13 protein-coding genes are annotated in these 14784 nt (G+C 65.0%); 7 read left to right on the forward strand and 6 right to left on the reverse strand.

Features of this window, described 5'->3' with window-relative positions; all coding sequences use genetic code 11:
• Positions 1-107: 107 nt before the first annotated feature.
• The 4 genes from HBNXHr_RS11140 to HBNXHr_RS11155 all read left to right on the forward strand — a co-directional run bounded on the left by HBNXHr_RS11140 (position 108) and on the right by HBNXHr_RS11155 (position 5463).
• The gene (locus tag HBNXHr_RS11140) at positions 108-1286 is read left to right on the forward strand and encodes an MFS transporter (protein WP_275882184.1); all 1179 of its coding nucleotides are present in this window, start codon (positions 108-110) and stop codon (positions 1284-1286) included.
• Positions 1287-1507: 221 nt separating this feature from the next.
• Entirely contained in the window at positions 1508-1990 is a 483-nt protein-coding gene (gene nrdR, locus HBNXHr_RS11145; RefSeq protein ID WP_275883720.1) for a transcriptional regulator NrdR, read from the forward strand.
• Positions 1987-4434 carry a ribonucleoside-diphosphate reductase subunit alpha gene (locus HBNXHr_RS11150; RefSeq protein ID WP_275882185.1) on the forward strand — a complete coding sequence of 816 codons (2448 nt, stop codon included), beginning with the start codon at positions 1987-1989 and terminating at the stop codon, positions 4432-4434. The genes nrdR and HBNXHr_RS11150 overlap by 4 nt, the downstream gene beginning before the upstream one ends.
• 36 nt (positions 4435-4470) lie before the next feature.
• Positions 4471-5463 (forward strand): ribonucleotide-diphosphate reductase subunit beta, encoded by a 993-nt coding sequence (locus tag HBNXHr_RS11155; protein ID WP_275882186.1) that lies wholly within the window; start codon positions 4471-4473, stop codon positions 5461-5463.
• Positions 5464-5485: 22 nt separating this feature from the next.
• On the opposite strand, the gene hypB is transcribed toward HBNXHr_RS11155, so the two are convergent.
• Genes hypB through HBNXHr_RS11180 form a run of 5 tightly spaced genes read right to left on the reverse strand, consistent with a single transcriptional unit; the run spans position 5486 to position 9347 of the window.
• Positions 5486-6415 (reverse strand): hydrogenase nickel incorporation protein HypB, encoded by a 930-nt coding sequence (gene hypB / locus HBNXHr_RS11160; RefSeq protein WP_275882187.1) that lies wholly within the window; start codon positions 6413-6415, stop codon positions 5486-5488.
• Positions 6416-6436: 21 nt separating this feature from the next.
• Positions 6437-6859: a hydrogenase maturation nickel metallochaperone HypA gene (locus HBNXHr_RS11165; protein WP_275882188.1), complete on the reverse strand. Its 423-nt coding sequence runs from the start codon at positions 6857-6859 to the stop codon at positions 6437-6439.
• Between the two features lies 1 nt (position 6860).
• On the reverse strand, positions 6861-7931 hold the full coding sequence (hypE, locus tag HBNXHr_RS11170) for a hydrogenase expression/formation protein HypE (protein WP_275882189.1): 1071 nt from the start codon (positions 7929-7931) through the stop codon (positions 6861-6863).
• A gap of 9 nt (positions 7932-7940) precedes the next feature.
• Positions 7941-9062 carry a hydrogenase formation protein HypD gene (gene hypD / locus HBNXHr_RS11175; protein ID WP_275882190.1) on the reverse strand — a complete coding sequence of 374 codons (1122 nt, stop codon included), beginning with the start codon at positions 9060-9062 and terminating at the stop codon, positions 7941-7943.
• The gene (locus tag HBNXHr_RS11180; RefSeq protein WP_275737289.1) at positions 9063-9347 is read right to left on the reverse strand and encodes a HypC/HybG/HupF family hydrogenase formation chaperone; all 285 of its coding nucleotides are present in this window, start codon (positions 9345-9347) and stop codon (positions 9063-9065) included.
• Between the two features lie 304 nt (positions 9348-9651).
• On the opposite strand from HBNXHr_RS11180, the gene HBNXHr_RS11185 reads away from it, so the two are divergent.
• Together HBNXHr_RS11185 and HBNXHr_RS11190 are read left to right on the forward strand one after the other, a co-directional pair.
• Entirely contained in the window at positions 9652-9846 is a 195-nt protein-coding gene (locus HBNXHr_RS11185) for an HVO_2922 family protein (RefSeq protein ID WP_275737290.1), read from the forward strand.
• Between the two features lie 341 nt (positions 9847-10187).
• Positions 10188-12893 carry a cation-transporting P-type ATPase gene (locus HBNXHr_RS11190; RefSeq protein WP_275882191.1) on the forward strand — a complete coding sequence of 902 codons (2706 nt, stop codon included), beginning with the start codon at positions 10188-10190 and terminating at the stop codon, positions 12891-12893.
• A 157-nt stretch (positions 12894-13050) separates the two neighbouring features.
• Here HBNXHr_RS11190 and HBNXHr_RS11195 read toward each other — a convergent pair whose 3' ends face one another.
• A complete protein-coding gene (locus HBNXHr_RS11195) occupies positions 13051-14226 on the reverse strand; it encodes an inorganic phosphate transporter (protein WP_275882192.1) in 1176 nt (391 codons plus the stop codon).
• Between the two features lie 95 nt (positions 14227-14321).
• Between HBNXHr_RS11195 and HBNXHr_RS11200 the strand changes: the two genes are divergently transcribed.
• The gene (locus tag HBNXHr_RS11200; RefSeq protein WP_275882193.1) at positions 14322-14741 is read left to right on the forward strand and encodes a universal stress protein; all 420 of its coding nucleotides are present in this window, start codon (positions 14322-14324) and stop codon (positions 14739-14741) included.
• Positions 14742-14784 lie beyond the last annotated feature (43 nt).

Here is a 14784-nt window from a genome sequence, read left to right on the forward strand (position 1 = left end):
CACTCGATGTATGCAATCGCACAGACCACTCCGAGAAATGTCGGAAAACCACAGGATAGCAGTGTATTTCAATGGATTTACCCACGCGCCTGCGGGAGGACTCGACAGTGAGTGAGCAAGCGTCTCGGCGGGCCTGGACCGTGGTGCTGTTCGCGTTCGTCGCGATCGACGGGGCGATCATCCAGGCTCGCGGTGCCCTGGTTCCGGTCTTCAAGGACGTCTTTCCGGTGACCGAGAGCCAATTGGGGCTGGTCACGCCGGTCGGCACCGTCGGGTTCGTGCTTGCGATGCTCGTCTTCGGGACGGCAAGCGGGCGGATCGACATCAAGCGCTTTCTCGTTATCAGCGTCGCGGCGACGATCGGTAGTGTCCTCCTTTTGGGCCTCTCGCCGACCTATCTCCTTTTGCTTGTGTTCTTCGGGATCCGGAGTTTCTCGACGGGCATCTTCCGGTCGCTCGATCGATCGGTGCTGAGTCATCTCTACCCGAACTCGCGGGCGCGGGTGTTGAGCCTGCACACGATGATCTGGGCCGTCGGCGCGACGCTCGGCCCGCTGTTGGTAACCGTCGTGATGTGGGAGTTTTCCTGGCGGGTCACGTATCTCGTGCTTGCGGTCGCGTTGGTCCCGGTCCTGGTCGCGCTCTGGCGGCTCGATCGCCCCGACTCACTCGACAACGAGCGCTCGCTCGAACTGGACGACGTGAGAGTCCTGCTCCGGGAGCCGGCGATATACGGCATGGCGATCGCGCTGGTCTTCGTCGGCAGCATGGAGAGCGTCTTTTTCAACTGGCTGCCCTATTACGCGGAGGGACTGTTCAGTGAAAACGTTGCCAATCTCACGCTGTCGATCTACCTGGCAGCGTACGTCCCCGGTCGGCTCGCGTTCAGCTATTTGGCCGAGCGCTATCGGTTCAGCGACCTGCTCGTCGGCGTCGGGGTCGTCCTCGTGGTCGCGATGTACGCGGCGCTCGTCCACGCCGCCGGGCCCACGCTGCTGGCGCTGATCTTCGTGATCGGCTTTTTCATCTCCGGGCTGTTCCCGACGCTCATCTCGATGGGCATCGAGTCCAGGCCCTCCTTTACCGGCCCCGTCAACGTCATCGCCAACGTCGCGGCCCAGACCGGCTTCTTCATCGCCCCGGCTACCGTCGGCGTGATCGCCGAAGCGACGACCATCGGCACCGCAATGAGTCTCCAGATCGGTCTGGCCTCGGCGCTGGTCGTGATCGCCATCGCACTCAAGCTAGGTCCATTAGCTGGGCAGTCCGCCCCGAAGCAAGCCTGAGTGCCGACGGCTCGACCGGTGGACCACCACTCCCGGTCGCCACCCCGTGCGCTCTGTTCGCACTGCCGCCGCGAGTTCTCTCCCCACTAATACAAGTTTATTTGTCCTAGAACAAGCCGGTTGGCAAAGATTTATCGGCGTCACCCACACACCACATGTTGCGGCTGCTTCGCGTTGACCCCAAGATATAGGGCCTCAACGGGGGTTCGATAGTGACAACCATGGACTGTCCCGACTGCGGGAACGATCGCACGCACGTCCTCGACACGGAGCCAAGCGCTGACGGCACCTCGATCCGTCGTCGCCGGGAGTGCCAGGAGTGTGGCTTCCGGTTTACCACCTACGAACGCCCCGAATGGGAGTCCCTGCAGGTGAAAAAACGCGACGGAGCCATCGAACCGTTCGATCGCGCGAAACTCAGGGCGGGCATCGAACGTGCCACCGAGAAACGTCCCGTCGACGAGCAGGCGGTGACAGCGATCGTGGATGCCATCCACGACGAGCTCACCGACAACGAGGGACGGATCGTCACCACGACGCAGATCGGCGACCTGGTCTCCGAGCACCTGCGCGAACGCGACCAGGTCGCGTACCTCCGCTTTGTCTCGGTGTACGAGGCGTTCGCCGACCCGGAAGAGTTCCGACGGGAACTCGACGCCGTCATCGACGCCGAGACCGACCCGCCCGACGACTCAGACACATGAGCCACCAGACAGCAACTGCCACGGACCGAATCGCATCGATACTCGATCGCGCCATCGAAGACACACCGGCGATCTCTCCCGAGGACCGCGCCGACCTCCGCCGGGCGATCGAGGAGAACTGCTATGCCGGCGCCGACCGCGCCGAGGTGTACGAGGCGGCCCTCCAGACGCTGACCGCCCGCATCGAACGCAAACCCGAATACAAGCGCGTCGCCGCCCGCGTGTTCCGCCAGCGATACTATCACGAGGTGATCGGCGAGGACCTGCGTGGCGAGGACCTGGATGAGGCCTACCGCGAGACGTTCGTCGGGAACCTCCGCCGGGGCGTCGAAGCCGCCCTCCTCGACGACCGATTGCTCGACCGGTTCGACCTCGACGGTCTGGCCGACTATCTCGGTCCCGACCGCGACGAGCACTTCGAGTACCTGGCGATGGAGACGCTGTATCAGCGATATTTCCTTCGAACGAACGACGGCGAGCACCTGGAACTCCCCCAGGCGTTCTGGATGCGCGTCGCGATGGGGCTGGCCGTCGAGGAGGACGACCCGAATGCCCGCGCCAAGGAGTTCTACGACGTCCTCTCGAAGCTCGAATTTACCCCCTCGACGCCGACGCTCTTTCACGCTGGGACGACCCACCCACAGCTGTCCTCCTGCTATCTGACGACCGTTCCGGACGACCTGGAGGGGATCTTCGACGCCTACAAGCACCACGCGCAACTCTCGAAGTGGTCCGGCGGCCTCGGCAACGACTGGACGCCCCTGCGAGCCGAGGGCGCGCTGATCGAGTCTACGGGCGTCGAATCGACCGGCGTCGTCCCGTTCCTCCGGATCTCCAATGACGTGACGGCGGCGATCAACCGCTCTGGCAAGCGCCGCGGGGCCGCCTGTGCCTACCTGGCGATCTGGCACCTTGACTTCCCCGCGTTCCTCGATCTGAAACGCAACACCGGCGACGAACGCCGCCGGACGCCGGACATGAACACCGCCGCCTGGATTCCGGACCTCTTCATGGAGCGCGTCCAGGCCGGCGAGTCCTGGACGCTGTTCAGCCCCGACGAGGTGGGGGACCTCCACGAGGCCACGGGCCAAGAGTTCGCCGAGAAATATCGCGAGTACGAGCAGGCCGCCGAGAACGGCGAAATCGAGAACGTCGAGACTGTCGAGGCCGCCGAGTTGTGGCGCACCCTTCTGACGCGGCTGTTCGAGACCGGCCACCCGTGGGTGACGTTCAAGGACCCCTGCAACATCGGCTCGCCGCAGGACCACGAGGGGACCATCCGCTCCTCGAACCTCTGTACGGAAATCACGCTCAACACGAGCACCGACGAGCATGCGGTCTGCAACCTCGGGAGTGTCAACTTCGCGACGCACGTGCGAGACGGTGAACTCGATCGCGACTACCTCGAAGACACCGTCGAGACCGCGATGCGAATGCTCGACAACGTCGTCGACCTGTGTTTCTATCCGACCGACGAGGCCGAGGACTCGAACATGCGCCACCGGCCCGTCGGCCTCGGGACGATGGGCTTTCACGAAGCGCTAATGGAGATCGGTGTGCCGATGAACAGCGACGATGCCGTCGAGAAGGCCAACCGCTGGCAGGAGTTCGTCGCCTACCACGCGATCCAAACCTCCTCTGAGCTGGCCGCCGAGCGCGGTGCCTACCCCTCCTTCGAGGGCTCGAAGTGGGACCGTGACATCCTCCCGCAGGACACCGTCGACCTGCTGGAGGACGAACGCGGCCGCGAGATTCCGACCGAGCGGACCGAGACCCTCGATTGGGACGCCGTCCGGAAGTCGATCGCCGAGCACGGCATGCGAAACTCCAACACGATGGCCATCGCGCCGACGGCGACCGTCTCGACGATCAACGGCACCACGGCCTCGATCGAGCCCCAGTACTCGAACCTCTACGTCAAATCGAACATGTCCGGGGACTTCACGATCGTCAACGACCACCTCGTTGCCGACCTCCGGGAGCGGGATCTCTGGGACGACGAGATGCGCGACCGGATCAAGTACCACGACGGCTCGATCCAGGAGATCGAGGCGATCCCCGAGGACCTCCGGGAGTTGTATCGCGGGGCCTTCGAGATCGACCCCCGCCACCAGTTGCGGCTGACGGCCCACCGCCAGACGTGGATCGACCAGTCGGTTTCGCACAACGTCTTTTTCCCCTCGACGGACGGCACCCTGCTGGACGACATCTACACGACCGCCTGGGAACTCGGGCTGAAGACGACCTACTACCTCCGGACGCTGGGGGCCTCCCAGGTCGAGAAGTCCACGCTCGATCTCTCGGAGTACGGCAAGACCCAGCACCGCGACGGGGACGGCGATCCCGAGGACGGGACGACCCGATCGAACGAGACCGACCGCGACCAGGGCGGGCACAGCGACCTCGCCAGCGTCGAGGACCCCACCTGTGACGCCTGTCAGTGAATCGCCAGCGAAGAATCCATCCCAGCCACACATCCCATGCCAATAATTGACACTGCCGCCGAGCACGACCCGAACAAGATCCTGCCGATCGACTACGACTGGGCCCGCGAATACTACGAGGCGGGCGTCAACAACAACTGGGTTCCCGAAGAGATCCCCATGCAGGACGACGTCGCCCAGTGGAACGGCGACGAACTCAGCGACGCCGAACGCCAGCTCGTCGAGTGGAATCTGGGCTTCTTCTCGACGGCCGAATCCCTCACCGCGAACAACCTCGTGTTGGCCCTCTATGAGTACGTCACCGCGCCGGAGTGTCGCCAGTACCTCCTCCGGCAGGCCTACGAGGAGGCCATCCACACGGACACGTTCATCTACTGCTGTGACTCGCTTGGCTTCGAGCCCGAGTACCTCTACGGGATGTACGACCGCGTGCCCTCCATCGAAGAGAAAGACCAGTTCGTCGTCGACCTGACGCGCTCGATCGACGACCCCGAGTTCACGATCGACGGCGACGACGACGTGCGGGACCTCCTCCGTGACCTTGTCGGCTTCTACGTCATCATGGAGGGCATTTTCTTCTATGCCGGCTTCGCCATGATGCTCGGGCTCAAGCGCCAGAACAAAATGGTGGGGATCGGCCAGCAGTTCGAGTACATCATGCGCGACGAGTCCCTGCACGTGGGCTTTGGCGTCGACCTGATCGACCAGATCCGGACCGAGCACCCGGGCGTCTGGACCGACGAGTTCGATAGCGAGGTGATCGACCTGATCGAGGAGGCCGTCGAGTTGGAGCAGATCTACGCCCGCGAGGCCTGCCCCGAGGAGATCCTGGGGATGAGCGGCTCGCAGTTCGCGGAGTATGTCGAGTACATTGCCGACCGCCGACTCGATCAACTCGACCTGCCCGAGCAATACGGCACTGAGAATCCCTTCCCGTGGATGTCCGAGCAGGTCGACCTCAACAAGGAGAAGAACTTCTTCGAAACACAGGTCACCGAGTACCAGAGCGGTGGGTCACTGGAGTGGTGACGGCGGGACTTCCGTGCGGCCGTCAGTCGTGCGTGTGAGCGTGGTCGTGCCCGTCTTCGTGTGAATGGTCGTGCTCGTGCGTCTGGCCGTCAGCGTGGGTATGCTCGTGTGCGTGAGTGTGCCCGGTGCCGGCCACGTAGGCCTCGTGATCGCTCGCGTGGACGTGGCCCCGCTCGTCGAGGAAATCGACCAGATCGTCCAGACCGTCGCCGTGTTCAGCGCTGGTCCGGAACGTCGGCATCTCGGGGGCGATCTCGCTCACGTCGGATTCCATCAGGTCAAGATCAGCATTCACCGCTTCGGCGATGTCGACCTTGTTGATCACCGCGCCGTCGCAGGCCTGGAAGAGGAGGGGATGCTTGCGCACCACGTCGTCGCCCTCCGTGGCGGAGACGACCAGCACGCGAGCCTGCGCGCCGAGCGGGAAGTCCGCCGGGCAGACCATGTTGCCGACGTTCTCGATGTACAGGGTGTCCAGCGCGTCGAGATCCAGGTCCTCCAGGGCACCCTCGACCAGCGAGGGATCGAGGTGACACTCCTTGCCCGTGTTGACGTTGGCGACGGAGACACCCAGTTCCCGGAATCGGGTGGCGTCGTCCTCGCCGGCCACATCGCCGACGATCACGCCGATCTCCTCGTCGTCGGGCGCTCGCTCGATGAGCCGCTCGATGAGTCGGGTCTTCCCACTGCCAGTCGCGCCGAGGAACTCGGCGACGAAGATCCCGTGGTCGTGGACGACCCGCTCGTGGAGGTCGTCGGCCTGCTCGGCGAACTGGGCGAGGATGTCCGCCTCGGCGTCGCCAGCGTGTTCGTGATCGTCGTCGCCGTGGCCCATCCGATGGGCTCCCAGCGGCCCAAGCAGGCCGGACTGGCCGGAATCCGACAGCAAACGGTCGAGCAGGCGGTCGATCGGCGTCGCGTCCGTGAGTGGGTGTCGTGACGTGTGATACATTGTATTGTCTTGTATACGCAGTCAATCGGTCGTGTTCGCGTCCGGCGAGTCGGCGGCGTCAGGGTCGCTCCCGTCGTCCGTCTCTGGCAGCGTGACGCTCATCAGCCGGCACTCGTTGCCGGCCTGGAGTTCGAGGCGGGCGTCACATTCGGGACAGGTCAGGTTCGGCGCGTACGCCAGCGCGCGATCGATCTCCCCCGGCTCGCCGCTCCAGCCACAGGCACACTCGGCGTAGGCGGGCTCGGTCTCGATATCGATTGTCAGGTCGCCGTCGGTGATCGTCGAGTCCGCGGCCGCTTCGAGACAGGTCTCCAGCTGGTCGGGATTGACGTGGCTCGCCTCGCCGACTGAGACGGTAATACCCTCGAAGGTAGCAGCGCCGTGGTCGGCCGCGGCTTCCCGGGCGGCGTCGAGCACCTGTGTCGCGATGGAGAACTCGTGCATGTCAGCAGATGCGAGGCAGCTGTTCGCCTTCGGGCGGGGAGAGGTAGCGTCGACCGAAGCCGGTGTCCAAGACGACCTGGCCGGTGTGGTCCTCGACCACGTCGCCGATGATCGCGGCGTCCTCGCCCTTGGGATTGTCTCTGAGTGCGTTCAGTACGGCCTCGGCGTCCTCACTCGCGACCGCCATCACGACGACGCCCTCACAGGCCACGTCGAACGGTTCGATGCCGAGTACTTCGCCGGCCGAGGAGACCGGCCCCGAGACGGGGACGGATTGCTCCTCGACGTCGATGCCCACGTCTGCCTTGCTCGCCATTTCGTTGAGGACCGTCGCGAGGCCGCCACGAGTGGGGTCCTTCATCGCCGTCACCTCGCCGGCGTCCATCGCCGCCCGGACGAGGTCGTTGACCGGCTGGACGTCGCTCTCAAGGTCGCCGCCGAAGTCGAAGCCCTCGCGTTCCGAAAGCAGCGAGATGCCGTGGTCGCCGACCGTCCCCGAGACGATGAGCTTGTCGCCGACGGAGAGTCCGGCGTCCGGGACGTGGCCGCCCTTCGGGACGACGGCGACGCCAGTTGTGTTGATCGCGAGCGTGTCCATCTCGCCGCTTCCCATGACCTTCGTATCGCCGGTGGTGACCGTCGCGCCGGCTTCCTCGCAGGCCTCGCGCATCGACTCGGTGACCCGCTCGACGGTCGACTGTGGCGTGCCGGCCTCGATGATGAGGGAACTCGTCAGCGCCAGGGGCTCGGTCGCGCCCATCATCGCCAGGTCGTTGACCGTCCCCGAGACCGCCAGCCGGCCGATGTCGCCGCCGCGGAAAAACAGCGGGGTAACGACGTGACTGTCCGTCGTGACGACCACCGAATGCTCGTCGTCGATCGGCTGGACGCTGCCGTCGTCCAGTGCAGCGAGGCCGACATCCGCGTCAGTCTCGGCGAATCGGGAGACAGCCAGGCTCTCGATCAGCTCGGCCATCTGACTGCCGCCCGCGCCGTGGGCGTGAGTGATGACCTCGTCGTCACTGTTGTCCTCGCTCGACTCCGCCTCGCCGACGTCGTCTGTGTCGCTCATTCGATCACCTTAGAGGTCCGGCTGGCCGCCGTATTCGAGCCAGATCTTGCAGGTCCCCTCGCTGGAAACCATACACGCCCCGACGGGGTCCTGGGGCGTACACTCCTCGCCGAAGAGGTCACATTCGTCGGGATCGGCCTTCCCGGCCATGATATCCCCACAAATGCACTCCTCGGTGAGCGGGTCGGCCGCGCCCGGATCGACCGCGATGTCGAAGCGCTCGCGGGCGTCGAAGTGGGCGTAGTCCTCTGAGAGGACCAGGTTCGCGTCGGGGATTTCGGCGATCCCGCGCCACTCGCCGCTCGTGGTGTCGAAGACCTCCCAGAGTTGCTGTTTGGCCGGGACGTTGCCCTCCCGTGAGACACACCGGGGATAGGCGTTCTCCAGGCCGGCCTCGTCGTCGCGGATGAACTCCAGCAGGCGCGCGAGGGCGTACAGCACGTCGATCGGTTCGAAGCCACCGACCACGGCCGGGGTGTCGTACTCCTCGACGAAGTCCTCGAAGAGCCCGTAGCCCGTGATCGTCGCGGCGTGGCCCGCCGCGAGGAAGCCGTCGACGTCGGTGTCGGGCATCTCTGCGACGACCTCCATCGCCGGCGGGACGTACTTGTGGGCCGAGAGGACCGAGAAGTTCTCGGGCGGGTCCGAGGTGAGCACGGCCGCCGTGGGTGCGGCGGTCGTCTCGAAGCCCGTCGCGAAGAAGATGACCTCCCGATCGGGTTCCTCCTCGGCGATCTCGGCTGCCTCGCTGGCGCTGTAAACCACACGAACGTCCGCACCCTCGTCTCTGGCGTCGGCGAGGCTCTTCTCGGTCCCAGGCACGCGGAACATGTCACCGTAGGTGGTGACGATCTTTCCCTCCTCGGCCAGCGCGACGGCCTCGTCGACCTCGGGCATGTTGGTCACGCAGACCGGACAGCCCGGCCCCATCCGGACCGTCAGATCATCGGGCAGGATCGACCGCAGGCCGAACTTCGCGATGGCCTGCTCGTGGGAGCCACAGACGTGCATCACGTTGACCGGCTCGCCGATCTCGGCCATCAGCGCTTCGAGTTCGTCGGTCAGCTGTTCGGCCTTCTCTGGGTCCCGAAACTGGAGTTCGTCGTCCCCGCTTTCGGCGTTCGTCGCCATCTATCGGCCCTCGATCCCAAGCTGTTCGCCCTCGCCGGCACCGATCTCTTCGAGGGCTTCGTCCTCGTCACCTTCGAGGAACGACTCGTAGATCTCCATGGTCTCTTCGACCTCCTCGTCGGGTATCTTCCGGATGGCGAAGCCGGCGTGGTTGAGGATGTGATCACCCACCTCGACCGCCTCGTCGACGACGTCGATCCGGACGGTCTTCTCGACGTCCCAGAACTCGGCGCGCGCTTCCTGTCCGTCTATTTCGATTATCTCTCCCGGGATTCCTAGACACATATGGTATCACCTGTTTCCGTTGTGTTCGCGCTTTCGGCATGGTTCCGTCGGAACCGGTCGATCCAGCCGCCCAGCGTCCGATCGTCTCACTCCCCGGTCGATGGGGGACTGCACCGGTATAGCTGGATCCTATACGAAAAGACAGGGTATCAGGCTACTTGAGGGTGCGCCCTGTTGTAGCCCGCTGAAAACTGCGATGATCATCGATTGGGGATTCGAGGAGTGGGGCTCCTCAGCGCTCGTCGGTACACGACACCCGGAGCCCCTACTCTCTTGGCAATTGCCTGTGTAGGCGGAGACGAATATGCCAGCCCAAGCACGCTTTGAGTTGTTCCTCGATCGCGCTGAGGAGTGGCGATGGCGACTGGTCGCATCGAACGGCGAGATCATTGCAGATAGCGCCGAAGGCTACACCTCGAAACAGGGGGCCAAACGTGGAATCGAGAGTGTCAAACGGGTGGCTGGGGACGCGGCCGTCGTCGACACCGCCGGGGAGTGAGCCGCCTCGACCTGCGCTGTGTAGACCGCCGACAAGATATCGCTATACCCGTCGAATTCTTGATTTTGGGAGCGTCTCGCTGGGGAATCGCCGATATCTCGCCTGCGACGATCATCCCGGGGAAGAGCGCCTCTGGCTGTCGAATCACGCAGTCTCGGGTGAATTGTGTGGTTTATTACCCCAACCGCCATTGGTGTGGACGATTGCCGCATGTACGAGACGGGTCCACCGACGAACCGTGAATCGAGACGTGCCATTGTGCAGTCGACGCTCGATGCGTCGGCGGGCAAACGCAGGCCGGCCGCAATCACGGGCCGGACGGCCCGCGCTCGGGAGGGACAATGAGCGACGAGGGATCCGAGACAGCCTGGCACAGCCGCTCGGTCGAGGCTGTCCTCGGGGCGATGGACTCGGGACCGGACGGACTCAGCGAGGCCGAGGCCGCTCGTCGCCTCGAGGAGTACGGCCCCAACGAGATCCGCGACGATGACGAGATCTCGCCGCTTGCGATCTTTATCGATCAGTTCCGGGACGTCCTGATCTACCTGCTGATATTCGCGATGCTGATCTCGCTGGGGGTCGGGTTGCTTCCCAACCATCCCCCGGAGTACGTCGACGCGGCGCTGATCGCGCTCATCCTGCTGGCCAACGGGATCTTCGGGTTCGTCCAGGATTACCAGGCCGAGAAGTCCATCGAGGCGCTGAAGGATCTCTCGACCCCTGACGCGACGGTTATCAGGGAGGGCGAACGCCACGTCGTCGACTCCGCCGAAGTCGTTCCGGGTGACGTGATCGTCATCGAAGGTGGCGACGCGATCCCCGCCGACGCGCGACTCATCGAGACGGCAAGCCTCGAAACCGACGAGTCGGCCCTGACCGGCGAGAGCGCCCAGGTCACGAAGGACACCGACCCCGTCGAAGCGGACGCGCCGATCGCCGAGCGCACCGGGATGGTGTACATGAACACCTCGGCCGTCCGCGGGCGGGGCCGGGCCGTCGTGACCGAGACCGGGATGGACACCGAGGTCGGGGCCATCGCCGAACAGCTCAGCGAGACCGAGGACACCCAGACGCCGTTCCAGGCGGAAGTCGACGAACTCGGCCGGACGATCGGGCTCGGGATCATGGCGATCATCGTTTTCGTCGGGATCATCCAGTTGCTGTTCACCAGCGCCGGGCCGATCGCGACGCTGCTGGTCGCGATCACGCTTGCCGTCGCCGCCGTGCCGGAAGGGCTTCCCGCGGTCGTGACGCTGACGCTCGCGCTGGGGTCCCGGCGGTTGCTCACGAAAAAGGCCCTCGTGCGTCGGCTGCCGGTCGTCGAGAGCCTCGGGTCGGTCGACGTCATCCTGACGGACAAGACCGGCACGCTGACAGAGGACGAGATGACCGTCCGGCGGATCTTCACGAACGGACGCGAATACGACGTGACCGGGACGGGGACGACACCGTCCGGCGAGTTCGAGCACGACGACGAGGCAGTCGACGCGGACGCGCTCGAACCCATCCTGCGCTGTGGGACCATCTGTAACAACGCCGAACGAGCGCCGGCCGAAGAAGACGAGGCCTTCTTCGGCGATCCGACCGAAGTCGCGCTCAAGGTCTCGGCGGAGAAAGCCGGCATCGACCCCGACATCGAGCACGTCCGGGAGGTCCCGTTCTCCTCGGCTCGCAAGCGGATGACCGTCGTCACCGACGACGGGACTGCCTACATGAAAGGCGCGCCCGAGGTCGTGCTCGAACGCTGCGACCGGATCCGTGAGGGCGGCGAGGTCGTCGAACTCACCGACGAGCGCCGCCAGGCGATCCTCGATCGCAACGGGGCCTTCGCGAGCGACGCCCTGCGCGTGCTGGGGTTCGCCGAGAAGTCCGGCGTCGATGCCGACGCCGAGGACGACGCAATCGAGTCCGGCATGGTCTTCCTTGGACTGCAGGGGATGATCGACCCCGCCCGCGAGGAGGTCCCCGACGCCGTCGCGGACTGTCGGGCGGCCGGGATCGATGTCGTGATGGTCACCGGCGACAACCGCGAGACGGCGATCGCGATCGGCAAGGAGATCGGCTTCGACCCGGAGGGGGCGATGACCGGCGCGGAGGTCGAGGCGCTTTCGGACGAAGAGCTGTCCGAGGCCGTCGAAGAGGTCGAGATCTTCGCACGAATGGCACCCGACCAGAAGGTCCGCGTTCTCGAAGCGGTGCTCGAAAACGACCACAACGTCGCGATGACCGGCGACGGCGTCAACGACGCGCCCGCCCTGAAGCGGGCCGACGTCGGCGTCTCGATGGGCGAACGTGGGACCGACGTCGCCCAGCAGTCAAGCGACATGGTCCTGCTCGACGACAACTTCGCGTCGATCCGGGACGCCGTCGCCGAGGGCCGGGGCGTCTTTGACAACATCCGGAAGTTCGTCAACTTCCTGCTGTCGGCCAACGCCGGCGAGGTGCTTGCGGTCTTTTTCGGCGTGTTGATCGGCACCGCACTGTTCCCCGATCAGTTCACCAGCGGGTCCGAGGCACTGATCCTCACGCCCGTGATGTTGCTGTGGATCAACCTCGTGACGGACGGCCTCCCGGCACTGGCGCTGGGGGTCGACCCCAAGACCGACGGGATCATGGAGCGGCCGCCACGCGGGGCCGACGAGCCGGTGATCAACCGCCACAGTCTGGTGTTGATCGTGGCCTTTGGCCTCATCTACGCGGTGATCGGCCTGCCGCTTTTCTTCCACGGCCTCTCGGTGAGCGAGGATCTCATCGTCGCCCAGACGCTGTTGTTTACCTTCATCGTCATCGGCGAGATCATCCAGGCCCAGATCCTGCGATGGCCCTACGGCCTGTCGCTGTTCTCGAACAAGTGGCTGGTCGGGGCGCTCGCGAGTTCGATCGTCCTCCACCTGGGCGTGCTGTACACGCCAGTGAACACGTTCTTCGACGTGGCGCCGCTGGGCTGGACCCACTGGCTCTGGATGGCCGCCGCGGTCGGCGCGTTCACCATCCTCGGGACGGCACTGGTACTTGGCCTCGACCGGATCTACGACGAAGACGCCTGAGCGCGATCGAACAGTTTTCCCCGCTGGGTCGGCTTCGAAAGCACACCCTGCAAGCCGACATTGGTAGGGCACTGTGAAGCGATCGTCGGGTTTCTCCGTCGCTGATTTGGGGAGGTGAGACGCGGTACTCGCATCGTGAAACGGCAGGAGCGCCGAGTCAGACCGTCCCGGCGATCGGCAGGACGACGAACGTGGCGTAGGACATGGCCGTCGCGACCGTCGGGCCGATGATCCAGAAGGCGACGAACCGGACGACGACCGACGGATCGAACAGTTCACCAGGCTCCTGTAATTCCTCGCCCGATTCCTCACCGATGGCCGGCACGTCGTCGCCGGTTTCGGCCGCGAGAGCGTCGACGGAGGGCGTCGTATCGATATCCCCGCGGGCGAGTTCAGTCGCCGTCGCCGGGCGCGTCGCCCGCCCCCACCCGAGGCCGACGATCGTCATGACCGTCGACAGCGCCAGGCTGATCGGGATCCCCATCGCCGAGGCGACCGTGGTGATCGTCGCGCCGATGACCATCACGACCATCGCCGCCAGCAGGGGGAGGTCAGTGATCCCGTTGCCGACGGACTCCATCGTCCGCCGGGCGATAGTGAACGACCCGAGCCCGATCGTGGCCGTGCCGAGAATGACGGCCGGACCCGGCTCGAGCAGGCCACCGCCGACCAGCGGCGCGACGGCGTTGGCCACGTTCGACGCGCCCGCACTGAAGGCCATGTAACACGCGATGAGAAGGACGACGATCGTACTCACGAACTCACGTGTCGTGGTTCCCGGCCCGAGTCGCGGCATCGGAACGAGGCCGGATCGCTCGACGGTGACGAGAGGGCCCTCGGACTGCTCGAGGGCAAAGTACTGGTCGAGATACGGATAGACGTATCGGCCGACGATCGAGCCGAGCCAGAAGCCGACGACGGGGGCGATGAGCCACCAGACAGCGATCTCGCCCAGGACGGCCCAGTCGAGCGTTTGGGTCGCGAGGCCGAGACCGGCGATCGCGCCGACCGCCGTCATCGAGGTCGAAACGGGCACGCCGTAGAGATTCGCCACGAGCATCCCGAGCCCGATGAACGTGAGGACGACGATGCTGGCTTCGATCGAGAATGCGGCCTCCGGGACGATATCACCGCCCAGTGTCTCGATGACTTTCCGACCCACCGTCCAGCCGCCGAGGAAGACGAAGCCGGTCATCAGCGCCGCTGCGCCCGTTTTGCTGACGACGTTCGCGCCGACCGAAGGCCCCCAGGCCACGCCGGTCGAGGACCCGCCGATGTTGAATCCGACGAACCCCGCTGCCGCGAGTCCGACGAACAAGAGGAGAGAAATCATATGGAACTGTTCCCGCGTAAGCAGTGTATATGTTCTGGAACGGAGAGCGGAGATCGACGTTATAGTTTTATCACGCTGTCGACCGTATTGAGCGTATGATCTCCCGCGTTCTCGTCCCGATGGACGACTCCGAGATGGGCGAGAGAGCACTCAGATACGCCCTCGAATCCCATCCCGATGCTGAGGTGACGGTCCTCCACGTCGTCGGCGAGCCATCGCCGATGATGGGCCAGGCGGTCCGACTGGCGCTGGAAGACGACATCCAGGAGACCGCCGAGGAACTCGCCGAATCCCTGCTCGATCGCGCTCGCGAGATCGCCGCCGAGTACGACGCCGAGATCGAGACCCAGGTTGGCTGGGGGAACCCGGCGAAGGTGATCGTCGCCCGGGCCGAGAACTTCGATACCGTCGTCATCGGCAGCCACGGCGGGTCGCTAACCGAGCAACTGTTCGTGGGCAACATCGCCCAGAAAGTGTTCCGCCGGTCGCCCGTCCCCGTGACGACGGTTCGATGAGCCGCCGAAAGGGAAGTTTCCCAAGAGGACGGTCCAGCGTGCG

This window comes from Halorhabdus sp. BNX81, from assembly GCF_029229925.1.
Taxonomy (GTDB): domain Archaea; phylum Halobacteriota; class Halobacteria; order Halobacteriales; family Haloarculaceae; genus Halorhabdus.